Consider the following 25,048-nt stretch of genomic DNA (forward strand, 5'->3'; position numbering starts at 1 on the left):
GAGCCGTGACGGTCCCGCTATTCCCCGGACGGCGCCGGCAGGGTGACTCCCAGGGCGACCGGGGTGCCGAAGTTGGGTGTGCCGTCTGCGTTCCACGTGAACTTCTGCGCCCTGGTGGAGCGGTTCATGTCACAGCCTCCGCCAGCGGAGCTGTTGGCGTGGTACACCATCCAGTCCTCGGTTCCGTCGGGCGACTTGAAGAAGCCGTTGTGACCGGGGCCGTACACACCGTTGGCGTTGGACCGCTGGAAGACCGGGTTCGGTGATTTGACCCAGGAGGACGAGTTGAGCGGGTCACCACCGTTGTAGGTCAGCATGCCCAGCTTGTAGTCGGGCGTGGAACAGTGACTGGCGGAGTAGACGATGAACGTTCTGCCGCCCCGCTGGAGTACCTCGGCGCCCTCGTTGACCGCGCCGCCCACCGTCTCCCAGCCGTAGGTCGGCGTGGAGAGCACCCGGCGGGTGCCGCTCGCCGTCCAGGGGTTCGACAGCGGCCGGATGAACATCGGCTGGGAGCCGTTGTAGAAGGTGCCCAGGAGGTAGAGCTTGCCGTCGAGTTGCAGGATGCCCGGGTCCAGCTCCCAGGTGTTGTCCTGGGTCGGGTCGAGCAGGTCGGCCTTGAAGCTGTAGGGCCCCATCGGGTCGAGCCCGGCGCTCTCCAGCACATGGATCCGCTGGGTGCCGAGGTCGTACGGCTCCCGCCCGGCCGTGTAGTAGAAGTACCACCGCTTTCCGCTGGGGCCGTCGAGCAGATGGAACTCCGGCGCCCACATGGTGCCGGCGCCGCCCGGCCGCGTGAGGTTGAAGACCACCTGCTCGGTGGCGGTGGCGAGACCCGCCAGGGTGCTCGCCTTGCGCATGGTGACGGTCGAGTTCCAGGTCGTGGTGGCGAGGTAGTAGGAGCCGTCGTAGTACGTGAGCCAGGGGTCGGGCCCGCGCTGGGCGAGCGGGTTGGTGAAGGTACGCGTGCCCGTACCGCCCCCGGGGAAGCCGGGCAGCCGCCACACCCTGCCGTTCGCGGCGGCGCACGGCAACTGCACGAGGCTGGTGCCGGAGGCCGACGCGCCGCCGCTCGGGGTGACACACTTGCCCGAGCTGACGGAGACCAGGTTGAAGGTCCGGTCGGTGCCGCCCACCGCCACCGGCACGAGGCGCCACTGCTGGTTCGTCGCGCCGTGGCAGGACCACTGGATGACCGCGCCGTTGTCGGCGGTGGACGCGCCGGAGACATCGGCGCACCGGCCGGACGGCGTGCTGATCGTGTACGTGTCGGCCGTCCCGGCGACCGGGGTGAAGCCGAAGTTCTGGCCGGCTCCGGCACCGCAGGTGAACGCGCGCAACTGCGTACCGTCGGCGGTCGAACCGCCCGGCAGGTCCAGGCAGTTGCCGCCGTTCTGGTTCACCCCCGTCGAGGTGAAGGCGGTGGCGGCGGTGGCGGCGGAGACGGGTGGCGCCACCAGGAAGGCGACCACCCCGGTGAGTACGGCCACAAGCACGGAGAGACATCTGGAGCGGGTCACTGGTGCACATCCTTCATCGGTCGGTCAGGGCCCGTACACCTTTGCTTCGAGGAGTCCGACGGAGTTCGTGCCGTTGGCGGTGAGCACCACGCGTAATCGTGTGGTGTCGGTGGCGGTGAACGTGACGGTGTTGTACTGGTTCTTGGCCAGGGGATAGCCGCTCGCACCGGGCACGTCGGCGTAGGCGCCGCCGTTCCAGTACTGCAGCTTCCACGAGGCGGGCATGTCGATGCCCTGGTCGTCGTCGAAGAAGTACACCTCGGCCTTGTTGACGCTTCTGGCCGACGGCCAGGTCAGCTCGGCCCACTGCTCCCCGGTCTCCGGCCAGGTTCCCCAGCGCGGGTTCACACCGTCGTCGGACGACGGCGGATCGATCCCGTCGTTGACGGCGGCGACGCTCTCCCACGGGGAGGTGTACGAGGCCGACGCCGTCGCGGACGCCGCCAGGTTGGCCGGTGGCTGGACCCCGCCCCTGTTGTGGACCTTGACCTCGGTGAGGCCCGTTCTGGCCCCGGAGGCGTGGGTGGCCAGGACCCGTACGCGCTGGGCGCTGATCGCCGGGAACCGCACCAGGTTGTAGTTGGCCCGCGGCACGGCCGGGCTCCTGGTCTGGCCGGGCACCGTCACCCAGGAACTGCCGTCGTAGTACTGGACGGTGTAGGCGGACGGGGCCCGGTAGACGGTGCTCGCCGGGCGGCTGTCCTTGAAGTACAGGCGTACCTCGTCGAGGGTGCGCGCGGCGCCGAAGTTCAGCTCGTACCAGTCCTGGCTGTTGGGGGAGGAGCCGGCGCCCCAGAACGGCTCGTTGGTGGGATACCCGTCGACCGCGCCGGAGACATTGCTTCCGGACCCGGTGTACGAGGCGGAGACGCTCGCCCCGGAGGCCAGGTTGGGCAGATCCGCGGTCAGGTCGACGCCGGCCTTGGCGAGCATGTCGACCATCCGGGGACTGTTCTGCACCACCTGGTTGGGGGCCTTGAGCCCGGGGACGGCTGTGTGGTGGGTGACCGTGCCGCTCGTGGTGACGTCACCGGTGGCCGGGTCCCAGGTGAGGGGCACCAGGGAGCTGACGGTGGCGACCCGGTTGCCGTTGACGAAGATCGAGTAACCCTCCGGGATGCCGGGGTAGCGCACCACACCGTCGGCCGGGTCGTCCCAGACGACGGACAGGTCGGCGCCCCGGTAGCGGAGGTTGTTGACGGTGAAGTGGCTCCAGCCGATGTTGATCGGGGAGAGCTCGACCTTGGCGTCGTTGCGCGGCCGCAGTCCGGCCACGTCCTCGATCACGGTCCAGTTGCTGCTGCCGAGGATGTTGTGGTGGATCCAGGAGCGGTAGTCGATCCCGGTGCCGTTCCAGTCGGCCCAGAACTCGTTGGCGTCGGGCCACTGGGTGTTGCCGCCGACGTACTGCGCCCAGGTGTTCCAGTAGAGCAGCTTCTTGTAGTCGGTCGCGTTCATCCAGGAGTTGGGGTAGTTGCGCAGCACGGAGGAGTACAGCCGGAACTGCACGGTGGAGTTGATGGTCGAGAAGTTGTTGGAGCCCGGGCTGCCGGCGTCCGCCGCGGCCTTCTTGTCCACCTGGTTGGCCGTGTAGAAGGGGAAGACGGGGTACTGGGCCGGGTCGTCGTAGAGGCGCAGGGCCTGCCGGTACGCCGCGGTGTTGGGGACGGCGCCGACCGAGAACGGGTAGTAGTTGTTGATCTCCTTCCACGGCACCCACTCGTTGGTCGACTTGAGCCGGTGCTCGAACAGCTGCCGGTTCGGGTTCCACAGCACGTTGACGATGGCGTCCTTGATCTGTCCCGCCAGCGTGCGCAGCTCGGTGGCCTTGGCGGTGTTGCCCGTCGCCTCGTACGCCTGCGCGGCGGCGAGCGCGCCGCTGTACTGGTAGGCGGACTCCGCGCGGTCCATGTTGCCGGGCTTCCAGTGGAAGGACACCGCGTCGGCGTCGTTGCCGGTCAGGGCGCCCCAGTCGTACTCGATGAGCTTGTTGTTGTCGTGGTCGTAGTAGGCGAGCTGTCCCTTGACGTCGCCCTCCGCGTACCGGGCGAGGCTGCCGGCGATCGCGGGCTGGCCGCCGTGGATCTGGTAGCTCTTCCACGCCGCCTCGGCGATGTACTGGGTGTAGCTGTTGGACCAGTTCTCCGGGTCGCCCGGGTTGTCGAGGAAGCGGCCGCCCTTGGACGTCTGGCCGGCGCTGAGCCAGTCCCCGTACGCGTAGGCCGGGTTGCGCAGGTACTTGAGATCGTCGATGTGCATGGGCTGGGTGAGCGCGATCGCGTTGTTGTAGCCGAGGACGCCTTCGGTCGACGTGGGGAACTGGAAGGTCTGCCCCGGGATGTCCGCGTCCAGATTGTTGAAGCGCATCAGCCACCAGCGGTAGTAGATGTTCTTCTTGATCGCGGGCTCCGGCACGTCGATGTAGGGCACGTTCTGCGCCCACCACAGGTTGTACGCCCTGACGTGGGTGGCGAACGCGGTGGCGTTGGAGTAGCCCGCGTAGGTGGTGTACTCGGTGAGCGACTCGGGGATCTCGTCGGTGACGAAGCCCATCACCACCTTGGCGGTGACGGTGGCCCCGGCCGCGATCGTCACGGAGCGGTTCAGGCCGCCGCCGGAGGCGGTGAAACCGTCGCCGGTGAGCCGCGGCCGGATCGTGGTGAGGTTGTTGTAGGCGTTGACCTGCCCGGTCAGCTCACCGCCGGTGCCCGTGGTGGCGTACGGGGAGACCGCCCGTAACTGCAGTGTGGTGGCGGCGCTGCCGTTGTTCCTGATCGACAGGTTGGTCACGGCGACGTTGTTGTCGGTGATGAACTTCGTCTGGTCGACCGTGACCGAGCCGCTGGTGTGCACACTCTTCCAGTGGCTGGGCGTCTGCCGGCGCTGGGAGACCTGTTCGGTGAAGGTGCCGGGGGTGATCGCGACGCTGTAGGCGTTCTGGTTGCTGATGCCCTCCCAGTACGCGACGTTGCCCCCGAAGCCGAGCACGGCGGGGTTGTGGGTCTTCATGAAGAGCGCGCGCCCGCGGCTCATCAGCCAGGGACCGGCCGGGTCGTCGCCGGAGCGGGCCAGCAGCCGGTCCATCCAGAAGTCGGTGCCCGAGCTCTCCGCGTCGTACATGGCCCGCATCATGTCGCCCGGCGTGTGGGCGACGGGCGGGGCCGGGATCGCGGGCCCGTTGAAGGTGGGGAACCCGATCGTCTGCGCCGCGACGGCAGGGGGCGCGGTGACGACGGAACAGACACTGAGCACCAGTGCCACGAGGAAACCCCTCGTGCGCAGGCGTCGTGCCCGGTGGACGTGCGGTCTTCTCATCGGATGCTCCGTGTCCAGTTGACAACAGGCGTGTGCTCGCGATGGCGCCGGCGTTCCTGACCCGAGGAGTGCGGAAACGGACCTGAAAGGTTTTCGCAACGTAGGAGCGAGCTGATGGCGTGTCAAGGGAGGCTGCGGAGTACCGGTACGGCGAACCGCGCCGTTCAGGACAGCGGCGCCGTCGACCCCCTGATCACCACGCGGCAGGGCAGGGCCTCGATCCCCGAGCGCCGGGCCCCGGAGATCGCGGTGAACAGGGCGTGCGCCGCGGCGCGGCCGACCTGTTCGAGGTTCATGTCGACGCTGGTCAGCGGCGGACGCGAGGAGGCTGTCAGGACCTGCCAGTTGTCGAAGCCCATGACCGCCACGTCCTCCGGCACCCGCAGGCCGCGCTCGCGCAGCACGTCCATGACGCCGCGGGCGATCTGGTCGCTGCCGCACAGCACGGCGTCCACGTCGGGGTGCCGGTCGAGGAGCAGCGCGGTGGCCGCCCGCCCCCACCCCTCCGACCAGGCCCCGTACCGTGCCTCGCCCACCAGGGCGAGGCCGGCGCCGGCGAGCGCGGCTCCGGCCCCCTCGGCCCGGTCCCGCGCCGCGAGGTACCCGGGGTCGCCGGTGATGTGCGCGATCCGGGTACGGCCGCAGGCGAGCAGATGCTCCACCGCGATCCGGCCGGCGTCGACGTTGTCGGGCACGATGGACAGGTCCGCCGGATCGTCCGAGGGCGCGTACGCGTGGACGACGGGGACGGGCAGCTCACGGCCGAGCGAGGGACGGGGGTCGGTCCTGCTGCCCACCACGATGAGGCCGTCGACCCGGCGCCCGAGCAGCGCGCGGACATGGTGCTGCTCCCGGATCGCGTCGCCACGGGCGTCACAGAGGAAGACCGCGACCTCGCCCGCCCCGAAGGCGTCCTCGGCGCCCATGAGGATCGGGATGCTGAACCGGCCCTCCAGGTCGCTGGTGAGCAGGCCGACGGTGCCCGTCCGCCCGGCGAGCAGCCCCCGGGCCAGCTGGTTGGGCCGGAACGACAGCCGCTCCGCCGCCTCGATCACCCGCTGCCGCGTCTCGGCGCGCACCTGACTGCGGCCGTTGAGCGCCTTGGACGCGGTGGCGACGGACACGCCTGCCAGCCGGGCGACATCGCTGAGCCGGGCCGGGTGCGAACGAGCGGGGCCGGTGGCCTGTGACATGGCAGTTCTCCTGTTTTCGCGTCGCGTGGAGGAAACCGTACGCGAGAAGCTTTCGGCCCGGGTGGGTCCAGGGCGTATCCGCGGCTTTCGGCGGCGGCCGGACAGCCGTTCCGTGCAGGGGGATTGACGGGCGGTGCACCGGGTTCTAGCTTGCTGAAAGCCTTTTCGGTTCATTTCTGTCGTGTTCAGTGCCACCACATCCGTCGTCCCGACCGGCGGCCTGCCCACGGGCCGGGCCGCCACCCAAGGGGGATCGTCATGGGGAGTACGGCCGGACCGCGCGACCTCTTACGCGCCCGCTTACGCAGCCTCGTCACCGGTGGCGTCGCCCTGCTCGCCGCCGCCGGTCTGCTCGCGGCATGCGGTTCGGGGGAGGGCGGTGCGGGGGACGGCGGTTCGGGCGGCGGACAAGGCGGGGCGGCGGCGCGGGCCCGGGGCGTCGACGACGGCACCACACTCACGATGTGGACGCGCGCGGCGACCCGGCCGCAGAGCGAGGCCCTGGTGAAGGCGTACAACGCACACCACAAGAACAAGATCGAACTCACCGTCGTCCCCACCGACGACTACCAGGCCAAGGTCGGTGCGGCCGCCGGGTCCCGCGACCTCCCCGACCTCTTCGCCTCCGACGTGGTGTTCGTCCCGAACTACACCTCCAGCCGGCTCTTCGCCGACCTCACCGAACGCATCGACGCCCTGCCCTTCGCCGACCGCCTGGCGCAGTCGCACATCAAGGCCGGTACGTACGAGGGCAGGAAGTACGTCGTGCCGCACACCCTCGACCTGTCGGTGCTCTTCTACAACAAGGAGCTCTACCGCCGGGCGAAGCTCGACCCCGCGAAACCGCCCGCCACCCTGGCCGAATGGGACCGGCAGGCCCGGGCCGTGGACGCACTGGGCGGCGGTGTCGACGGCACCTTCTTCGGCGGCAACTGCGGCGGCTGCGGTGTCTTCACCTGGTGGCCGTCCATCTGGGCCGGCGGAGAGGAAGTGCTGGACAAGGAGGGCACCGAGGCGAAACTCGACTCCGGCACCGCGCGGAAGGTCTACGAGACCTACCGGGGATGGGTACGCGACGGCGTCGTGGCGCCCGGCGCGCGCGACGAGACGGGCGCGACCTGGACCGGGGTCTTCCCCAAGGGCAAGGTCGGAGTGATGCCCATGCCGTCGACCACCCTCGGGCTGATGCCCGAGAACCTGGACCTCGGCGTCGCGCCCATCCCCGGACCCGACGGGGGCCGGTCCACCTTCGTCGGCGGTGACGCCATCGGCGTCTCCGCCACGAGCCGCTCGGCCGACCAGGCCTGGAACTTCCTCGCCTGGTCGCTGGGCGACGAGGCACAGGTCGATGTGGTCGCCGCGCACAAGGACGTGGTGGCGCGCACCGATCTGGCGTCCAACAAACACTCCGACGCGGACCCGCGCCTGGTGCTGATCAACCAGCTCGTGGCGGACGGCCGCACCCCGTACGCCCTGAAGTTCGGCCAGACCTTCAACGACCCCAACGGGCCCTGGCTGAGCCTGATGCGCGACGCCGTCTTCGGCGACGGGGCGTCCGTGGAGAAGGACAACAAGGCGATCACCGCCTCGCTGAGGGACTGACCACCCCGCTCGCCCCCTGGCCTGCGGGCCCGGCCCGCCGTGCGCCGGACCCCGCACGCCCCCTCCCACGTCGCCCGGCAGAGGAGCACCATGCAGGTGAAGGCGCCGCCCGACCCAGTGGCAGCCGCGCCCCGGACCCCACCGCGGCGCCCGGCCCACCGAGCCGCCGGCGCCGCGCCCCGATGGCGCTCGCGCACCGTCCAGGGGCTCGGCTACGCGGCCCCCACGGCCCTCTTCGTCGGGGTCTTCTTCCTGCTGCCCCTGCTCCTCGTCGGGCAGATGTCACTCAGCGACTGGCCCCTGCTCGCGGGAGACCAGGGCGCCAACACCCCCGAGAACTACACCGACGTCACCGGCAGCACCCTCTTCTGGCCCGCCGTCCGCTTCACCCTCCTCTACACCGTGATCGTCACGGTGGCCCTCCTCGGGCTGGCGCTCCTCCTCGCCCTGCTGGTGCAGCAGTCCCGCCCCGGCACCGGTTTCCTCCGTACGGTCTACTTCCTGCCCGGCGCCCTCGGACTGGCCTCCGCCTCCCTGCTGTTCTGGGGCCTGTACAGCCCCACCACCGGCCCCCTCAGCCGCCTTCCGGAGCGGCTCGGCCTCACCGACGACCCGGTGTCCTTCCTCGGCACACCGACCTCCGCCCTGCTGTCGACGGTCTTCCTCGTCGTCTGGAAGTTCGCCGGCTTCTACATGCTGATCCTCCTCGTGGGCCTCCAGCGCATCCCTCACGAGGTGTACGAGGCGGCACGGACGGACGGCGCGAGCCGCGGCCAGATCTTCCGGTCCATCACCCTCCCGCTGCTCCGGCCGTCCCTCGCGCTGTCCCTGCTGCTGTGCGTGACCGGATCAGTGCTCGCCTTCGACCAGTTCTTCGTCCTCACCAAGGGCGGCCCCGACAACAGCACCGTCACCGTTGTGCAGTTGATCTACCGTGAGGCGTTCCAGCGACTGGACCTCGGCACCGCGGCGGCTCTCTCGATCATCGTGCTGGCCGCCCTGCTCCTGCTCAACGTCGCCCAGTTCCGCGGCCTGCGCCGCACCGACGCATCATGACCCGCGCCGTCCGGAACAGCGCCGTCCGTCAACGCACCGCCCGGAGAAGGGACACCCCCGTGCTCACCCGCGCCCTCGGCCGGACGCCGTACTACGTCGTCGCCGGAGGACTGGCCGTCATCTTCCTCTTTCCTCTGCTGTGGAACGCCTGGGCGTCGGTCAGCGCCCAGCCGGGCACCGCGCAGGAGTCCGGCTACGGCCTCGGCAACTACCGCACCCTGCTCGACTACGACGCGGGCCTGTGGCGCTACCTCCTCAACAGCACCGTCGTCTCGGCGCTGACCGTCGCCCTGACCCTCGGGGTGTCGCTGCTGGGCGGCTACGCCTTCGCCCGCTTCGACTTCCCGGGCCGGAACCTGCTCTTCCTGCTGACGCTGGCCATCCTCATGGTCCCGTACGCCACCCTCCTCATCCCTCTCTACGTCCTGCTCGGCAGACTCCACCTGCAGAACTCGCTGATCGGGCTGAGCCTGGTGCTCGCCATGTTCCAACTGCCCTTCGCCACCTTCATGATGCGGATCTCCTTCGAGGCGGTGCCGCGCGAACTGGAGGAGTCGGCGCTCGTCGACGGCTGCGGTACGGCGGGCGCGCTGCGCCGGATCCTCCTGCCCGCGGTGCGCCCCGGGCTGATCACCGTGGGGCTCTTCGCCTTCCTCGCGGCCTGGAACGACTTCATCGCACCGCTGATCCTCATCTCGGACAGTGAGCGGGCGCCCCTGCCGCTGGCCGTCGCGAACCTGCGGCAGCAGAGCATGGGCGCCGTCGACTACGGGGCCACCGAGGCGGGCGTGGTGGTCCTCGCCGTGCCCTGCCTCCTCCTCTTCCTGCTGCTCCAACGGCATTACGTACGGGGCTTCATGTCGGGCGCGCTCAAGGGCTGAGGCGCCAGGGCAGGCGCACATCACGCGACGACCGGAACCACCGGACCACCGAAAGGACGTACCGAAGGCATGAACTGGTGAGGGAGAACATGGCGCGGTCGCTCGTCCTGCCGGTGGCGCCGACCCGGGGCCGGCTGCGGCCGCTCGGCCTCGACGAGGTCAGGATCACCGGGGGCTTCTGGGCCCGGCGCCGGGAGACCAACGCGACCGCCACACTCGGCCACTGCCGGGACTGGATGGAACGCGTCGGCTGGACCGGCAACTTCCGGGCCGCCGTCGAGGGCAGGATCCACCGGGACCGGCGCGGCCGGGAGTTCGCCGACTCCGACGTCTACAAGCTCCTCGAAGCCATGGCCTGGCAGGCCGGGCAGGGCGACGGCCCCGCGCTCGACGCCGAGATCGCCGCGCTCACCGGGACCATCGCCGCCGCCCAGGAACCGGACGGCTATCTGGGCACCGCCTTCGGCCGCCCCGGACAGCGGCCCCGCTACAGCGATCTCGAATGGGGCCACGAGCTGTACTGCTACGGGCACCTGATCCAGGCGGGCGTGGCCCAGCTGCGGGCCAGGGGCGAGGGCGAGCTGGCGAAGACCGCCCGGCGGGCCGCCGACCACGTCTGCGCCACTTTCGGCCCGGGCGGCATCGAAGGCGTCTGCGGACACCCCGAGATCGAGACGGCCCTGGTCGAACTGGCCAGGGCCACGGGCGAGCAGCGCTACCTCGACCAGGCGGCGCTCTTCGTCGACCGGCGCGGCCACGGCACGCTCGCCGACATCGAGTTCGGCCGCGCCTACTTCCAGGACGACGTGCCCGTCCGCGACGCCACCGTGCTGCGCGGGCACGCCGTGCGCGCCCTGTACCTGGCGGCCGGCGCCGTCGACGTGGCCGTGGAGACCGGGGACGACGCCCTGCTCGCCGCGGTCGCCCGGCAGTGGGAGGCCACGGTCGCCCGGCGCACCTATCTGACCGGCGGCATGGGGTCGCACCACCGGGACGAGTCCTTCGGTGACGACTTCGTCCTGCCGCCCGACCGCGCCTACGCGGAGACCTGCGCGGGCGTCGCCTCCGTGATGCTCGGCTGGCGGCTGCTGCTCGCCACCGGTGACCCGCGCTACGCCGACCTCGCCGAGCGGACCCTGTTCAACGTGGTCGCGACCTCCCCCTCCGAGGACGGCCGGACCTTCTTCTACGCGAACACCCTGCACCGGCGGTCCCGGGGCACCGTGCCGCCGGCGAACGCCCAGAGCCCACGCGCCGAGTCGAGCCTGCGGGCGCCCTGGTTCGCGGTGTCCTGCTGCCCGACCAACGTGGCGCGGACGCTGGCCCTGCTGCCCGCCTACCTGGCGACGGCGGACGACCGGGGTGTCCAACTGCACCAGTACGCCGATGCCGAGATCGCCACCACCCTCCCCGGCGGCCACGCCGTCGCGCTGCGGGTCCGTACCGACTACCCGTACGGCGGCCGGGTGACCGTCCGGATCACCCGCTCCGCGGACCGCCCGTGGACGCTCTCGCTGCGCGTCCCCGCCTGGGCGGCGGGCGCCACCGCGTGGCTGGTCGACGTGGACGGAGCGCGCCGTCCCGTCGCGCCCGGCACGGCCGCGGTCACCCGGGCCTTCCGGGCCGGTGACGAGATACGGCTCGAACTGCCCGTGGCGCCCCGCTGGATCGGGGCCGACCCGCGCGTCGACGCGGTGCGCGGCACGGTGGCCGTCCAGCGCGGGCCGCTGGTGTACTGCGCGGAGTCCGTCGACCTGCCCGGCGGACAGGAGGCCGACGCCGTACGGGTGGATCCGACGGCCGACCCGGAGGACGGACCGGACGGCACCGTCGTCGTGCCCGGCGAACTCGCCGTGGCGGGGCTGCAGTCCGAGGCCCCCTGGCCGTACCGCCCCCTCGGCGAAGCCGCGGCCCCCGCCGAGCGGGCCCCGGGGATCGTCCTGGTGCCGTACCACTCCTGGGCGAACCGCGGCCCGTCGACCATGCGGGTGTGGCTGCCGAAGGCCGAGCCGGACAGCAGCGGCGCGGGGGGCCCGTAGCGGTACGCCGGGCTCCGGAGGCATGCCGACGCCGGCCTCCACGACCCCGGTCAGGTGGTGAAGGCCGGCGCCGGCCGCACGCGTACGAGATCAGACGCGGTCGGCCGCGATCAGGACGTACTGGAAGGAGCCGTCCTTGTAGGAGTTGATGAAGGCTTCCTCGATGCCGGTGACGAGCGAGGACGTGGCCCGCAGCTCCCAGTAGGGCAGGGTCGCGGGAGTGAGGTCGACGACGGCCTGCGGCACGAGGCGGTTGTCGGCCATGGCCCGCAGGTACTCCCGGCGGGAGTGGATGTTGCACTCGAAGTGCGCGTTGATCTGGGACACCCACTTCGAGGGCTGGCCGTAGCGCGGGTTCCAGCAGCCGGTGATCGTCACGTAGCGGCCACCGACCGCGAGGACGCGGGAGTGCTCGCCGAAGAGGTCGTGCAGGTCGACGTACATGCTCGACTCGTTGTTCCACGAGGCGGCCGCCTGCCCGGTCTCGAAGGGCATGCCGAGCATGTTGCAGACGCGGGCGCGGACGTGGTCCTCGACGCCGAGTTCACGGGCGCGCTGGTTGGCGAAGTCGGCCTGCTTGGCCGAGAGCGTGACGCCCTCGACCGCGCACCCGAAGCGCTGGTGGGCCATGACCATCGAGCCGCCGCGGCCGCAGCCGGCGTCCACGAGGGTGTCGCCGCGCTCGACGGGGCCGAGGTGGTCCAGGAGGAATTCGGCCTGCGCGGACTCCAGGCGGTGGAGTTCGGCGATCAGCTTCTTCTCGTAGGTGCTGTCCTCGGTGTCGCCGAGGGAGTCGTGGTCGACGTCGCCGATGCCGTAGTGGTGGTGGTAGAGACCGTCGACATCACCGAGACGCAGGTTCACGGGCCGGGCCTCGTGGTCCCAGTAGCGGGCGATGTCCCCCTGGTAGGGCGTCGCCGGGGAGGGGATGAACACGGAGGTGCCGGTGGCGGCGGCGACGGTGCTGAGTTGGGTGCTGGTCACAGGTGAATCCATTCTTCTTACCAGAAGTCGGGCAGGCTGTAGCGGTAGGTGTTGGTCTGGTGCCAGTAGTGGTTGCCGTCGACCCAGACAGCGACGCCGCGCAGAAAACGCTGCGCGCTCGGGACGGGGCAGGCGGCGGCCAGGGCCGCGGCCTCGGCCTCGAAGTCGCGCATGAGGTCGTTGTGGACCTCGACCGCCTTCAGGTAGGCCTCGCGTTCGGAGACGTTCTCGCGTTCGGCGATCACCACGGGCAGGTTCAGGTGCCGGCCGGGGGAGGCGAGTTCCTTCGTGTACGAGTACAGGTCGTTCACGATGGTGGTGGCGTTCGAGGCGAGCGCGATGACCCGCTGCATGGCGGGCTGGGCGTGCAGATCCGCCGGCAGTTCGTAACCGCCGACCGTGTCGGTGATGGTGGGGCAGGGGCGGAAGTTGTTGAACTGGCGCATCGCCAGGTACTCCCACACCTCCGGGATGTGGTCCGCCTGGGCCCAGGCCGCCTCGGCGAGATACCCCATGTGCAGACGGGCCATGTCGTGCCGGAACCGGTCCGCCTGGGAGGCGGTGGACGTCTGGACGAAGTACTCCATGGCGGAGCGGTACGCGCGCCGGGGCGCGTCCGATCGGAGCGACTCCGCCCACCGTGAGTGGTACTCCTCCGTGGTGTGGAGGGGGTCGAGGGCGGTGTGCGCCAGCAGCAGGCGTTCGCCCAGGCCGACCGGCGAGCCCCCGTGGTCCTCGCAGTAGCAGTCGTCCACCGCGTTCTCGGCGACCATCAGGCGCGTGGCGAGCATCAGGTGGTCGACGGTGGGAGCGTCCGGATGGCAGGCGACCATGTAGCGCCCCACGGAGAATCCGTCGAACTGGTCCTCCCAGTCGTCCGGGTACAGGTCGACCTCGTCCAGTGCCCAGGCCTTGATCCTGCCGCTGACCTCTTCCACCCGTACGGGGTCGGGCTCCCGCACCGAGTGGTGGTAGAGGCCCGGCACCGGGGTGCCTTCCACCGCCGAATCCGGTGGTGGGGACTCCGGTGGTGGGGACGGTTCCTCCCGCCGGGCCGGATGGAGGCTCGCCGTGCCCAGGCCGCTGGGGCCACGCAGGATCCGTTCCAGACCGGCGGCCGGTCTCCGTACCTCGGTGCCGGAGGCGGAGGCGGCGGCGACGGCGGCGGCGGCGGAGAGGTCCACGGGGGGCGGAGCCGGCGGGGAAGGGGCGGGCAGCGGGGGCGGCGGGCCGAAGACCGCCTCGATGTCACGGGCACGGGCGGCGGCGTCGGCGAGGACGTACGCCCCGACGTGCGCGGCGGCCGTGGGCAGGCTCGACTGCGGAGGGGAGAGCTCAGGGTCGGGCATCCATGGCTCCATGGTGGGTGTGGGTGGGTGTCCCGGGCCCCGGGGATGTCCCGGAGTGCGGGCATGCTCGGTGGCCCGGGGGCCGGTCCTGCGGAGCCGCGTGGCGGGGCGGCCCCCGGGGCGCGACCGGCGGGTGTCCGCCCCCGGGGCAGGGTGTGCCGGGACCGGACTCAGTCGTGGCGGTGGGCGATCTGGACGTTCTCCAGCACACCGAGCGCGTCCGGCACGAGGATGGCGGCGGAGTAGTAGGTGCTGACGAGGTAGGAGATGATCGACTTCTCGTCGATGCCCATGAAGCGCACCGACAGCCCCGGCTCGTACTCCTCCGGCAGACCGGTCTGGCGCAGACCGATGACGCCCTGGTTGTCCTCGCCGGTGCGCATGACGAGGATCGAGCTGGTCTTCTCCTTGGTGATGGGGATCTTGCCGCAGGGCAGGATCGGTACCCCGCGCCAGGCCGGGACCTGCTGCCCGCCGAGGTCGACGTGGGTCGGGTAGAGCCCGCGGCGGTTGAACTCACGTCCGATCGCCGCGATCGTCCTGGGGTGGGCGAGGAAGAACTTGGAGCCGCGGCGCCGGCAGAGCAGTTCGTCGAGGTCGTCCGGGGTGGGCGGGCCGGAGTGGGTCTGGATGCGCTGCTTGAAGTCGGCGTTGTGGAGCAGGCCGAACTCCCGGTTGTTGATCAGCTCGTGCTCCTGGCGCTCGCGCAGCGCCTCGATGGTGAGCCTGAGCTGTTCCTCGGTCTGGTTCATCGGGCCGTTGTAGAGGTCGGCGACCCTGGTGTGGACCCGCAGAATGGTCTGCGCGACGGAGAGTTCGTACTCCCGCGGCCTCAGTTCGTAGTCGACGAACGCGCCGGGCAGCTCGGGCTCGCCGGTGTGGCCGGCCGACATGGCGATCTCGGCCTCGCCGTGACGGTTCTGCCGCTGCTGGGGGAGTGAGCTGAACTGCTGGATGTGCGCCTGGAGGCTCGGCGCCGAGGACAGCAGGGCGGCGAAGTCGGCGCGCGACAGGGTGAGCAGGGTGCCCGCGGTCTCCGCCGTGGCGGTGTAGTCCCACCGGGCGTCCCCGTCCAGCAGGGAGTTCTCGCCGAACCGGTCGCCGTCGGCGAGTACGGCCACGGCGACCTCGTCACCGTACTTGCCGACGGTGGTCTGGTTGATGCGGCCGTGGGCGATCAGATGGATCTGCTCGGCGGGCGTACCGCGCTCGACCAGCGTCTCACCGGCACGGAAGTCGCGCTGGACGCACCGGTCGGCGAGCGCGGTCAGCACCTCCACGTCCTCGAAGCCGCGCAGCAGGGCCAGTTCGCCGAGTTCCCGGGGGATCACCCGGACCCCCGCGCCGTCCTGAACGAACTCCACGCGCCCGTCGCCCACGGTGTAGCTCAGCCGGCGGTTCACCCGGTAGGTGCCGCCCTTGGTCTCCACCCAGGGGAGCGTCCGCAGCAGCCAGCGGGAGGTGATCTCCTGCATCTGCGGGGCGGACTTGGTCGTGGTGGCGAGGTTGCGGGCAGCCGCCGTGCTGAGGCTGGACTGCCGAGGCGACTCCAGCGGCGCTTCCGGGCTGGTATCAACACTCATCGGGCGAGCTCTCCTTCGTAGGGGCGGTGGCAGGCGTACGGACGCGTCACCGGGAAAGAGGAAAAAGAGGGGCAAATGACCGGGAACCCGTCCAGATCCCTGGGAACAGTAACGGCCGGTGCGCCCAGTTGGCCCAGAAAAGCCGTCGGTGTTAACTCGATGCGATGATCTTGCCCGCGCGATGTTTAAGTGCTCGGCCGACGGTTTCGGAACGCTGCCGGGACACCGCCGGAGCCTGCGGAGGGGACGGAGATCCGCCGCTCCTCGCCGCCCGCAACCTACCCCGTACCGGGGGACTTGCGGCAAGACCGGGGCGGCGCCGCAGAATCACCCACCGAGGCCGGAGGGCACGCGCCGGGGCGGAAGGCGCGTGCCCTCCGGTACCGTCGGAACGCACGGACAGGGAGTCGCGAAATGCGTGTGCTGTTGTCGACGTACGGGTCGCGCGGGGACGTCCAGCCCTTGGTGGCACTCGCGGTGCGGCTGCGGGCACTCGGCGCGGAGGTGCGGATGTGCGCGCCACCGGACGAGGAGTTCGCGGAGCTGCTGGACCGCGCCGGCGTGCCGCTGGTGCCGATCGGTCCACCGGTGCGCCCGACGATGCACGGGGCGGCGCCACCGTCGGCGGACGACCTGTACCGGCGCCGACTCGATCTGGTCGCCGCGCAGTTCGACACGGTCGCCGCGGCGGCGGAGGGATGCGACGTGCTGGTGGCGGCCGGCCTGGCGCAGGTGGCCGCGCGGTCGGTGACCGAGAAACTGGGCATCCGCTACGTGTACGTGAGCTACCAGCCGACCACCCTGCCGTCGCCGCACCACCCGCCGCACCCGCGGCCGGGCTGGCCGCTGCCACCGGAGACGGCCGGCAGCCGGGAGTTGTGGGACCTGGACGCCCAGGGCATCGACGAACTGTTCGGCGTGCCGCTCAACACGCACCGGGCGGCCGTCGGGCTGCCGCCCGTGGACAGGATCCGCGACCATGTCTTCACCGGCCGCCCCTGGCTGGCGGCCGATCCGGTCCTGGCCCCATGGCGGGAGCCGGCGGATCTCGGCGTGGTGCAGACGGGCGCGTGGATCCTGCCGGACGAGCGCCCTCTGCCGGCCGAGTTGGAGACGTTCCTGAACGCCGGCGCGCCTCCGGTGTACGTGGGCTTCGGCAGCATGCGCGCCCCGGAGGACATCGCCCGGGTGGCCGTCGAGGCGGTCCGCGCCCAGGGCCGCCGCGTACTGGTCTTCCGCGGCTGGGCGGGGCTGGCCGTGACCGGCGACCGGAGCGACTGTTTCGCCGTCGGCGAGGTCGATCTGCGGACCCTGTTCGGCAGGGTGGCCGCCGTCGTGCACCACGGAGGCGCGGGTACCACGACGGCGGCGGCCCTGGCGGGGACGCCCCAGGTGGTGGTCCCGCAGATGGTCGACCAGCCGTACTGGGCCGCCCGCGTGGCCGAGTTGGGCATCGGTACGGCACATGACGGCCCGACACCGACGGTCGACTCCCTGTCGGCCGCGCTCGGTTCGGCGCTGGCCCCCGGGACCCGCGCGCGGGCGAGGGCCGTGGCCGGCACGATTCGTACCGACGGGGCGACGCTGGCCGCGAAGCTCCTGGCCGACGGGGCCGACGGGGCCGACGGGGCCGACCGGGCGAGGGGCTCGGTGTCCGCCTGAACCGCGTCACCCCAACCCTCCGCTTTTCAGGGGGAGTTCGAAAGGGTGTCCGCGGCCGGTCAGGTGGCGGTCGGAGCTCGTGATGACGCCGTTGAGCTGTGTGATGATGTACGGATGTCGACCGCCGACCGGGCGCGGGCGAGGGGGCGGGAGCGCAGCATGGGCAAGGACGGGACGTCCATACCGGACGAGGAGTGGGAGCGCTTCCTGCGGGAGGCCGAGGCCGGGACCCAGGGCGCCCCCGAGGAGCCGTCGGCACGCGCCCGGATGGTGGCGCGGAGGCTCCAGGAGGAGCCCGGCCGGCCGGAGGGCTGGCGGACGTACCGGCCGGCCCCGCGACGACGCGGCAGGAAGGTCTGGTACGTGGTCGGACTGCTGGCCGCCGTCGCCCTGCTGCTCGTCGCGCTGGACCCGGGGCGGGTGACCGGCTGGTTCGGCGGCGGAAACGGCGGAGACGGCGGAAGCGGGGAGGCGGGCGCCCTGCGCCCCACCGTGGAGGAACCCTTCAAGGGGTCGCCCGCCGAGCGGTGGGACGACGGGACGGCCGGGATCAGCCTGCCCACGGCGCGGGCGACCGGCTGGATGAACAAGGAGGAGGTCGCGCGGGCCCTCGACCGGAGCCGGGACTTCCTCGCCGCGTCCAGCCTGGACCCCGGCGTGCTGCGCGGGGAACGGCCCCGCGAGGCGATCGCGTTGATCAATCCGCGTCAGCGGGATGTCCAGGACTATCTGACGGCCGCGTTCGGCACGCCCAGCGAGGACGACGACCCGCTGCTGCTGTTCAGCCGCTTCGCGGAGTCGGAGGTGCGGCTCGTCGGTGACGTGGTCAAGACACAAGGCCGGATCACCTACCGGGAGGGTGACGCGGGCGCGGTCGAGGTGACGACCGATGTCACCTACGTCTACCCGGTCGTACGCGCCGCCGCGGGAAGCGACGAGGTCGTACGCACCATCGCGCGCCGCGAGATCGTGATGAGCTGGGACGATCCGGAGAAGGTGGTCATCGAGCCGGGGACGTTCTCCCTCGTCTCCTACAAGGTGGACACCACCAACGGCGGCTGCTCCACCTTCACCGGCTACTTCACCCCCGAGTTCGGCGGCGAACGCGCGGCCTCGGATCCGGACGGCCCGGAGGTCGACCCGTACGACCGGAGCACGTCGATGGACGCGCGCATGCGGGAGGCCGGCGACGCGGAGTGCGGCTCCGCCATCAGGTCGTAGCCTCGGGCCGTACCCGTTGCCTCGGGCCGCACCCGTTTGGCGTGAATGGCGGTGTTGCCCCTGGGCCGTGAGGTGCGCGAGCGTGCTGGGTCATGGATCCGGACCGCGAACGCAGCATCTCCGCCGCCCTCCCGCTCTCCCGCCGCCGGCTGCTGGCCGCCGCGGGCGCCGCCGGAGCGGCCGCCGCCGTCGGGGCCGGCACCGCTGAGGCCGCCCCGGCGGCGGCACGGCCGCGCGCCGGGCTCTCGCTGTCGTTCACGGCGGCCACCAACGGCTCGGCGACCCTCTCACCCGCCGGGGACCGGATCGTCGCCGAGATCCAGAACGTCCTGTGGTCGCTGCCGCGCACCGGCGGCAAGGCCGTGCCGCTCACCCCGGCGGGCCTCGAACCCAACCGGCCCGTGCACTCCCCGGACGGCACGCTCCTCGCGTTCTGCGCCTATCAGGGCGGCGGCTACCACCTGTGGACCATGCGGCCCGACGGATCGGACGTACGGCAGCGGACCGAAGGGCCCTGGGACGACCGGGGACCGGCCTGGTCGCCGGACGGCACCCGGATCGCCTACGCCTCGGAGCGCGCCGGGGACCCGGTGGCGGGCAGCCCGTACCGTATCCACGTCCTCGACCTGCGGACCGGCCACATCATCCGGGTCACCGGGCTCGCCGGACAGGACGGCCCCCTTCAGGACGGCGCCTGGGAGGACTTCGACCCCACCTGGTCGCCGGACGGGAAGCGGATCCTTTTCGTTCGGGCGCGGGCCGTCACCACCTCCACCGGGACCGGCCTGGAGGCCCGTACCGTCGCCGCCGTCCCCGCCGGGGGCGCGGGCCCGGTCGTGACGGAGCACACCGAGACCGAGGCGGCGCAGGTCATGACGCCGGCCCTGGCTCCGGACGGCCGCCGCCTCGCCTATCTGCGGACCACGGCGGCGCCGGGCGGCTCCTGCACGCTCGTCGTCGACGGCCGGCCCGTGCCGGTCGCCGGGGACATCGCGGCCGTACCCCCGCGCTGGACGGCCCGGGGAGAGCTGCTGCTCACCGTGGACGGCCACTTCACCCTCGTACGCCCCGGAGAGCCGGCGAAGCCGGAGACCATCCCCTTCGCGGGCGTACTCCCCGTGGACCGGCCGCACTACCGCGTCAAGGAGTACGACCTGGGGGAGGCGCGGGTGCGCCCGGTGCGGGGCATCCACCTGCCGGCGCTCTCACCCGACGGGAGACGGGTGGCCTTCGGCGCCCTCAACACCCTCTGGCTGGCGGACACCTCGGGCGCCCGGCCGCCCGAGCGGCTGAACCGGCCGTCCGCCACCCGCTATCCACTCGGACCGGCGTGGGCACGCGACGGGCGCTCGCTGCTGTACGCCGACGACCGCGACGGACTCCTCGGCGTGTACCGGCGAGATCTGGCCACCGGCGAGGAGAGCACGCTCGCGACGGGCGGCCGGGTGCATCCGGCGCTCTCACCGGACGGCGGGAGACTCGCCTGTCTCGACATGGCCGGCCGGCTCGTGGTGCGCGACCTGACGACCGGTACGGAACGTGTCCTCGTGGATCCGCTCGGCGGCGGCGGACTGCCCGGCCGGCCGAGCTGGTCACCCGACGGGCGCTACCTCGCCCTCTGCGACCGCAACCGCCTCAACCTGCGCTTCAGGGAGGGGTACAACCTCATCAGGGTCGTGGACGCCACGACCGGCGCCGACCGGCTGCACGCCGTCGCGCCCCATGTCTCCGTCGCCGACCGGTACGACTCCGGGCCCGTCTGGTCGCCCGACGGCCGCTGGATGGCGGTGATCGTGGAGTCGGCGCTGTGCCTGCTGCCCGTGGCGCCCGACGGCACCCCGAGGGGAGAGCTCCGCACCCTGACCGACGAACCGGCCGACCACCCCTCCTGGTCCGGCGACTCGGGCACGCTGCTGTACCTGTCGGGATCGAGGCTGAGGCTCATCGGCACCGACGGCACGGGCGCCCGCACGGTCCGGGTACCGCTGGACCGGCGCACGCCCACCCCCGCCGACACCGTGGTGCACGCCGGGCGGCTGTGGGACGGCACCGGTGACGCGGTACGGGACGACGTCGACATCGTCGTACGCGCGGGCCGGATCGCGGCGGTCGAACCGCACCGCGCCGCGCGCCCCGGCGCTCTGCGGCGGATCGACGCCTCGGCGCGTACGGTCGTCCCCGGCCTGTGGGACACCCACACCCACCCGTGGCAGAGCACCTACGGCGGGCGCCAGACCGTCGGCCAGCTGACGTACGGGATCACCACCGCCGTGTCCCTCGGCGGGTTCGCCTACGAACAGGCCCGTATCCGCGAGGCGGTGGCCGCCGGACAGCTCGCCGGACCCCGGCTGCTGACCACCGGCGAACTCCTCGACGGCGCCCGGGTCGCCTACAGCATGGGGCGCGCCCACCGCACCGGCGAAGGGCTGCGGCGCTCCCTGGAGCGAGGTGCCGCGCTCGACTGGGACTTCGTCAAGACCTATGTGCGGGCGCCTGGTTGGGTGATGGAGGAAGCCGCACGGTTCGCGCACGAGCGGCTCGGTGTGCGTACGGGCAGCCATCTGCTCTCGCCCGGCGTCCAGTTGGGGCAGGATCTGACGACCCATCTGCAGGCCACCCAGCGAGGGGAGTCCGGACACGCGGTGACCGCGTCCGGCCGCGCCCACGAGGACGTGGTGGAGATCTACGGCACGCGGGGGATCGGCTTCGGCCTCATCGCCACCCCGTTCACCGCCGTACCGCTGCTCGGTGCGGATCCCGGGCTCGCCGACGACCCCCGCGTCACCGCCGTGATGCCCCCGTGGGACGTCGCGGCCGTACGGCAGTCGGCGAGCGCGCCGCCGACCGCGGCTCAGCTGGCGACCCTGCGCGCGGAGACCGACGTCTACCGCCGGGTGCTGGCCGCGGGCGGTCTGGTCGCGCTCGGTACGGACGCGCCGCTCGTCCCGGTCGGTCTCTCCCTGCACCTGGGCCTTCGGGCGCTGCACCGGGGCGGGCTGTCACCGGCGGCGGCACTGCGCACCGCGACCGTGCTGCCCGCCCGGCTCTTCGGCCTCGACCGGGATCTCGGCACGGTGGAGCGGGGCAGGATCGCCGATCTGACAGTGGTGGACGGTGACCCGTTCGCGGATTTCGACACGCTGGTGCGGACGGTCGCGGTGCTCAGAGGCGGCGTGCCGTACGCGACCGAGGACCTGGTGGCCGCGTACGAGACGCCGGCGCGCCGCGCCCCCGCAGGCGGCGACGGCGAATGGCTCGCTGCGGGACGCCTGATGAGGCGGGACGGGTGCTGCGACCCGGGGATCTGAGAGGGCGGTGCGGCGCGCCCGCGGACCGCGCGTTCCGGTGCGCCGTCCCCGCTCCGGGAATGCGGGGAAGTACCGTCACGGCACAGGGGAGCAGGGTCCCGCCACCGGCCAACTCCGCTGTGTAACCAACCCACTTGACGGCAGGGACGGTGCAAGTCACCACGCCGGAAAGCGCGTTCTTTCTTGCCCGTGCGCCATGGCACACTGCATCTCGCCTCAACCGTCACGGCAGTCAGCGGAGAGACAGATGACCACGGACAAGACCAAGATCGATACCGGCAAGCCGCACTCGGCCCGGATGTACGACTACTACCTGGGCGGAAAGGACAACTACGAAGTCGACCGGACCGCCGCGGAACAGGTCATCGCCCGCTTTCCCGCCATCAAGGAAGGCGCACAGATCAACCGGGCCTTCATGCACCGCGCCGCCCGGTGGCTGACCGACCAGGGGATCCGGCAGTTCCTCGACATAGGCACCGGCATCCCCAGTGAACCCAACCTCCACCAGATCGTCCAGCGGACGGCCCCCGACGCCCGCATCGTCTACGTCGACAGCGACCCCATCGTGCTCCGCCACGGCGAGGCCCTCCTGCGCAGCACCCCCCAAGGCAGTACGGAGTTCATCCTCGCGGACGTCCGGGACGCCGAGAAGATCATCGAACAGGCCAAGGCCACGCTGGACTTCGGCAAGCCCGTCGCCCTGTCGCTCGTCGCGCTCCTGCACTTCGTCTCCGACGAGTACAACCCCACCGGTATCGTCGCGAAACTCGTCGACGAGCTGCCGCCCGGAAGCTGTCTCGTCCTCTCTCATGTGACCGGCGACTTCGACCCGGCCACCTGGGCCGAGATCGTCGGTATCTACCGCAACGGCGGAACGCCCGCCCAGGTCCGGTCCCACGCGGAGGTCGTGCGGTTCTTCGACGGACTGACCCTGGTCGAACCCGGCATCGTCCCGGCCACCGACTGGCGCCCGGAGACCGGTGGGCCGGTCACCCCGAACGGCCAGGACCCCGTCCCGCTCTACGCCGGAGTGGGCCGGAAGTCATGACGCCGAAGATCCCGTCGCCTGGCGCCGGTTGAGCTTCTCCAGCACGCGGTCGCGGAGCAGCTCGTACTCCTCGTGGAGCCTGCGCCACTCGGCCTGGGGCGGACGGGCGACGACATCGCCGCCGGTGACGATCTCCTCGGGGCCGAACTGCTCGCGCGTGAGGTCGATCTCGAAGCCCATGCCGAGGCGGTTCCACCAGTGGTAGTCCACACGCTTGCCGTCGACGTGGACCTCCCCCCGGATCAGCTCGCCTCCCAGCAGGTCGTTGAGGACCATGGCGGTCACCCCGCACTGGTCCCGGGCCGGGTTCTCCTCGGTCCAGCGCGACCGGAACTCGGGAGTGCACGTCTCGGCGCTCCAACTGCCGCGTACGGCTTGTTCGATGTCGGTGAGGAGCAACGGTGTCCGTGTCTGAGTCATGCCGGTGATCCTGCCAGGGAGCACTGACAACTCACTGCGGCCGACGGCCTCCGTGCGCGGTGAGCGCGTACCCTTCGGGGCCCTCGAAGGAGAACACCGGCCCGAAGGGGCTGTCCCGCATCGGGCTGAGGATGGTGATCCCGGCGGCGGTGAGCTGGTCGTGGAGCTGGTGGGCGTCGGAGGTCTCGAACCAGAGCGCCACGCCCAGGCCGGGCCGTGTGGTGTCGGCGAGGTCGACGCCCGGGAGGGGTTCGCGGAGGGCGAAGGGGGTCGGCTTCGTGTCGAACACGACCGCGTGGGGCGGTGAGACCGCCGCCCGGCGCAGTCCCAGGTGCTGTTCGCAGAAGGCCGCTGCGGCGTTCAGGTCGCGCACCTGCAGGGCGATGAAGTCGGGGCCGTCGACGGTGACAGACATGGCTTTCCCTCGATCCTTGATGTCAGTACTTTGACATGGGGAAGGTTATGACTGAGGGTTGCTTATGTCAAAATGCTGACATGCCGAAGAACCCGTCGCCCGAGCCGCCCCACCCCGCGCAGGACGTCACCCAGCACGTGGGATACCTGCTCAAACGCGCCCAGGCCGCCCTGCGCGGAGCCATGGACAGGGTCCTGCGTGAGCACGGGCTGACCGTGCCGCAGTACTCCACTCTCGAACTCCTGGCCCTGCGTCCCGGCATGTCCAACGCGGACCTCGCCCGCGCGACCTTCGTCACCCGGCAGTCCGGAAACGTCGTTCTGCGGGGCCTGCAGGACGCGGGACTGATCACCCGCCCCGCGACCGCCGACCACGGCCGTGCCCGTCCCGCCCGCCTCACCGAGGAAGGCCGCGCACGCCTGGCCGCGGTTCAGGCCGCCGTCTACGCCGTCGAACAGCGCATGGTCCGGGCGATCCCGCCCCAGCGCGTCGCGGCGCTCCTCGCCGACCTCGACCGCATCGCCTCGGCCCTGGAGGAATGACCCGCCGGCCCCCGCCGACCGGGCTGCGGGCGCCCCCTGACGGTTCCCGGCCGGCCGGGGCCGGCGAGAGGGGTGCGTCAGGTGATCACGGAGGCGGTGACCACGCTGCTCGCCACGGTGTTCGCCGTGGTGGTCCGCGTCACCGCGGTGCCCACGGCCGTCGCCACCCAACTGGCTTTCTCCAGCTCCTTCGCGCGCTCGTACACCTTGGTCGACCACTTCGGGGCCGGGTGGAGGCTCGGCAGGGTCCCGCTCGCGGAGAGCAGCGCGATCACCGCCGCCGTACGGGCGTCGGGGCTCTCGCCGTCCTCCAGTACGGCGCATATCCGCTGCCGGAGTTCGGCCTCGTGCCGCGCGTCGTCGACCGGCAGCCTGGTCGTGCGGAACACGCCCAGCCTCCGCCTGCTCTCGCGACGGATGAAACCGCGCTCGACCAGCCGGTCGGTCATCGGTTTCCAGAGGCCGCCGCCGATGTCGAGGAGGATCGTCTCGACGCCCCGCGGACGCTCGGCGACCTTCTCGTACGCGGACCCGAGCAGGGGGTCCGGGAGCGGACCGTCCCCCACCGCGAGAACCTTGGGACCGTTCAGCCCCGCCCGGCCCGCGTCGGTCTCGACCCTGCCGCGGAGCGCGAGTTCGGCGAGGAGCGCGCCGCCCAGCGGGTAGTGAAGGGTGCCGGCTCCGGCCACGGCGCCCGTCTCGTCGTCGAGGAGCATCAGCATCAGGTCCTCGACGAGCAGCGTTTCGTCATGCATGGTCTGCCTTTCCACCCGGTGGTCGTTCCTGGTCGTGCTCCCCACGCTCTCGTGGAGCGGGCCCCGGTGACAGTGCGGTCGGTGGCGTTTAGCCGGGAGTGTGGTGGGGATGTACACAGTAATTTAAACCGGCCACCAGGGGCGGAGCGACCGGG

The 25,048-nt window shown here is 71.5% G+C and carries 18 protein-coding genes; 9 read left to right on the forward strand and 9 right to left on the reverse strand.

Annotated elements, in window-relative coordinates; genetic code table 11:
* Positions 1–17 precede the first annotated feature (17 nt).
* The 3 genes from ACFXKG_RS03655 to ACFXKG_RS03665 form a co-directional block, all read right to left on the reverse strand.
* Entirely contained in the window at positions 18–1,520 is a 1,503-nt protein-coding gene (locus tag ACFXKG_RS03655) for a family 43 glycosylhydrolase (protein WP_384831617.1), read from the reverse strand.
* 24 nt (positions 1,521–1,544) lie between these two features.
* A complete protein-coding gene (locus ACFXKG_RS03660; RefSeq protein WP_384831620.1) occupies positions 1,545–4,835 on the reverse strand; it encodes a discoidin domain-containing protein in 3,291 nt (1,096 codons plus the stop codon).
* A gap of 164 nt (positions 4,836–4,999) precedes the next feature.
* Positions 5,000–6,028, reverse strand: coding sequence for a LacI family DNA-binding transcriptional regulator (locus tag ACFXKG_RS03665; RefSeq protein ID WP_382889617.1), 1,029 nt, complete (start codon positions 6,026–6,028; stop codon positions 5,000–5,002).
* Between the two features lie 258 nt (positions 6,029–6,286).
* Here ACFXKG_RS03665 and ACFXKG_RS03670 point away from each other — a divergent pair, with 258 nt between their 5' ends.
* The 4 genes from ACFXKG_RS03670 (at position 6,287) to ACFXKG_RS03685 (ending at position 11,606) form a co-directional block, all read left to right on the forward strand.
* Complete coding sequence (locus ACFXKG_RS03670) at positions 6,287–7,630, forward strand: ABC transporter substrate-binding protein (protein WP_384831624.1); 1,344 nt, start codon at positions 6,287–6,289, stop codon at positions 7,628–7,630.
* A 90-nt stretch (positions 7,631–7,720) separates the two neighbouring features.
* On the forward strand, positions 7,721–8,686 hold the full coding sequence (locus ACFXKG_RS03675) for a carbohydrate ABC transporter permease (RefSeq protein ID WP_384831627.1): 966 nt from the start codon (positions 7,721–7,723) through the stop codon (positions 8,684–8,686).
* Between the two features lie 59 nt (positions 8,687–8,745).
* Positions 8,746–9,567, forward strand: coding sequence for a carbohydrate ABC transporter permease (locus ACFXKG_RS03680; protein ID WP_365818728.1), 822 nt, complete (start codon positions 8,746–8,748; stop codon positions 9,565–9,567).
* An 89-nt stretch (positions 9,568–9,656) separates the two neighbouring features.
* Positions 9,657–11,606: a glycoside hydrolase family 127 protein gene (locus ACFXKG_RS03685; RefSeq protein ID WP_384831807.1), complete on the forward strand. Its 1,950-nt coding sequence runs from the start codon at positions 9,657–9,659 to the stop codon at positions 11,604–11,606.
* A gap of 90 nt (positions 11,607–11,696) precedes the next feature.
* Here ACFXKG_RS03685 and ACFXKG_RS03690 read toward each other — a convergent pair whose 3' ends face one another.
* From ACFXKG_RS03690 to ACFXKG_RS03700, 3 genes are all read right to left on the reverse strand, one after another.
* Positions 11,697–12,602, reverse strand: coding sequence for a geranyl diphosphate 2-C-methyltransferase (locus tag ACFXKG_RS03690; RefSeq protein ID WP_384831630.1), 906 nt, complete (start codon positions 12,600–12,602; stop codon positions 11,697–11,699).
* Between the two features lie 5 nt (positions 12,603–12,607).
* A complete protein-coding gene (locus ACFXKG_RS03695) occupies positions 12,608–13,939 on the reverse strand; it encodes a family 2 encapsulin nanocompartment cargo protein terpene cyclase (protein ID WP_384831633.1) in 1,332 nt (443 codons plus the stop codon).
* A 170-nt stretch (positions 13,940–14,109) separates the two neighbouring features.
* The gene (locus ACFXKG_RS03700; protein WP_384831635.1) at positions 14,110–15,522 is read right to left on the reverse strand and encodes a family 2B encapsulin nanocompartment shell protein; all 1,413 of its coding nucleotides are present in this window, start codon (positions 15,520–15,522) and stop codon (positions 14,110–14,112) included.
* 414 nt (positions 15,523–15,936) lie between these two features.
* Between ACFXKG_RS03700 and ACFXKG_RS03705 the strand changes: the two genes are divergently transcribed.
* The 4 genes from ACFXKG_RS03705 to ACFXKG_RS03720 all read left to right on the forward strand — a co-directional run bounded on the left by ACFXKG_RS03705 (position 15,937) and on the right by ACFXKG_RS03720 (position 22,761).
* Positions 15,937–17,184 (forward strand): glycosyltransferase, encoded by a 1,248-nt coding sequence (locus ACFXKG_RS03705; RefSeq protein ID WP_384831637.1) that lies wholly within the window; start codon positions 15,937–15,939, stop codon positions 17,182–17,184.
* A 159-nt stretch (positions 17,185–17,343) separates the two neighbouring features.
* On the forward strand, positions 17,344–18,405 hold the full coding sequence (locus ACFXKG_RS03710; protein WP_384831811.1) for a hypothetical protein: 1,062 nt from the start codon (positions 17,344–17,346) through the stop codon (positions 18,403–18,405).
* A 92-nt stretch (positions 18,406–18,497) separates the two neighbouring features.
* A complete protein-coding gene (locus tag ACFXKG_RS03715; RefSeq protein ID WP_384831640.1) occupies positions 18,498–21,713 on the forward strand; it encodes an amidohydrolase family protein in 3,216 nt (1,071 codons plus the stop codon).
* A gap of 247 nt (positions 21,714–21,960) precedes the next feature.
* Positions 21,961–22,761 carry an SAM-dependent methyltransferase gene (locus tag ACFXKG_RS03720; RefSeq protein ID WP_384831643.1) on the forward strand — a complete coding sequence of 267 codons (801 nt, stop codon included), beginning with the start codon at positions 21,961–21,963 and terminating at the stop codon, positions 22,759–22,761.
* Here ACFXKG_RS03720 and ACFXKG_RS03725 read toward each other — a convergent pair.
* Positions 22,756–23,181 carry a hypothetical protein gene (locus tag ACFXKG_RS03725; RefSeq protein ID WP_384831646.1) on the reverse strand — a complete coding sequence of 142 codons (426 nt, stop codon included), beginning with the start codon at positions 23,179–23,181 and terminating at the stop codon, positions 22,756–22,758. The genes ACFXKG_RS03720 and ACFXKG_RS03725 overlap by 6 nt on opposite strands.
* A gap of 31 nt (positions 23,182–23,212) precedes the next feature.
* Positions 23,213–23,596: a VOC family protein gene (locus ACFXKG_RS03730; protein ID WP_384831649.1), complete on the reverse strand. Its 384-nt coding sequence runs from the start codon at positions 23,594–23,596 to the stop codon at positions 23,213–23,215.
* A gap of 80 nt (positions 23,597–23,676) precedes the next feature.
* Between ACFXKG_RS03730 and ACFXKG_RS03735 the strand changes: the two genes are divergently transcribed.
* Complete coding sequence (locus ACFXKG_RS03735; RefSeq protein WP_384831652.1) at positions 23,677–24,138, forward strand: MarR family winged helix-turn-helix transcriptional regulator; 462 nt, start codon at positions 23,677–23,679, stop codon at positions 24,136–24,138.
* A gap of 77 nt (positions 24,139–24,215) precedes the next feature.
* Here the strand turns inward: ACFXKG_RS03735 and ACFXKG_RS03740 are convergent, their stop codons facing one another.
* Positions 24,216–24,893, reverse strand: a complete 678-nt coding sequence (locus ACFXKG_RS03740) for a GPP34 family phosphoprotein (RefSeq protein ID WP_384831655.1) — start codon at positions 24,891–24,893, stop codon at positions 24,216–24,218.
* Between the last annotated feature and the right edge of the window lie 155 nt (positions 24,894–25,048).

The organism is Streptomyces sp. NPDC059255 (genome assembly GCF_042752355.1).
GTDB lineage: Bacteria > Actinomycetota > Actinomycetes > Streptomycetales > Streptomycetaceae > Streptomyces.

Coding starts and splice junctions, on each gene's coding strand:
- ACFXKG_RS03660 (WP_384831620.1), bottom strand. CDS start 4,835: ATGAGAAGACCGCACGTCCACCGGGCACGACGCCTGCGCACGAGGGGT.
- ACFXKG_RS03665 (WP_382889617.1), bottom strand. CDS start 6,028: ATGTCACAGGCCACCGGCCCCGCTCGTTCGCACCCGGCCCGGCTCAGC.
- ACFXKG_RS03670 (WP_384831624.1), top strand. CDS start 6,287: ATGGGGAGTACGGCCGGACCGCGCGACCTCTTACGCGCCCGCTTACGC.
- ACFXKG_RS03675 (WP_384831627.1), top strand. CDS start 7,721: ATGCAGGTGAAGGCGCCGCCCGACCCAGTGGCAGCCGCGCCCCGGACC.
- ACFXKG_RS03685 (WP_384831807.1), top strand. CDS start 9,657: ATGGCGCGGTCGCTCGTCCTGCCGGTGGCGCCGACCCGGGGCCGGCTG.
- ACFXKG_RS03690 (WP_384831630.1), bottom strand. CDS start 12,602: ATGGATTCACCTGTGACCAGCACCCAACTCAGCACCGTCGCCGCCGCC.
- ACFXKG_RS03695 (WP_384831633.1), bottom strand. CDS start 13,939: ATGCCCGACCCTGAGCTCTCCCCTCCGCAGTCGAGCCTGCCCACGGCC.
- ACFXKG_RS03700 (WP_384831635.1), bottom strand. CDS start 15,522: ATGAGTGTTGATACCAGCCCGGAAGCGCCGCTGGAGTCGCCTCGGCAG.
- ACFXKG_RS03705 (WP_384831637.1), top strand. CDS start 15,937: ATGCGTGTGCTGTTGTCGACGTACGGGTCGCGCGGGGACGTCCAGCCC.
- ACFXKG_RS03710 (WP_384831811.1), top strand. CDS start 17,344: ATGGGCAAGGACGGGACGTCCATACCGGACGAGGAGTGGGAGCGCTTC.
- ACFXKG_RS03715 (WP_384831640.1), top strand. CDS start 18,498: ATGGATCCGGACCGCGAACGCAGCATCTCCGCCGCCCTCCCGCTCTCC.
- ACFXKG_RS03720 (WP_384831643.1), top strand. CDS start 21,961: ATGACCACGGACAAGACCAAGATCGATACCGGCAAGCCGCACTCGGCC.
- ACFXKG_RS03725 (WP_384831646.1), bottom strand. CDS start 23,181: ATGACTCAGACACGGACACCGTTGCTCCTCACCGACATCGAACAAGCC.
- ACFXKG_RS03730 (WP_384831649.1), bottom strand. CDS start 23,596: ATGTCTGTCACCGTCGACGGCCCCGACTTCATCGCCCTGCAGGTGCGC.
- ACFXKG_RS03735 (WP_384831652.1), top strand. CDS start 23,677: ATGCCGAAGAACCCGTCGCCCGAGCCGCCCCACCCCGCGCAGGACGTC.
- ACFXKG_RS03740 (WP_384831655.1), bottom strand. CDS start 24,893: ATGCATGACGAAACGCTGCTCGTCGAGGACCTGATGCTGATGCTCCTC.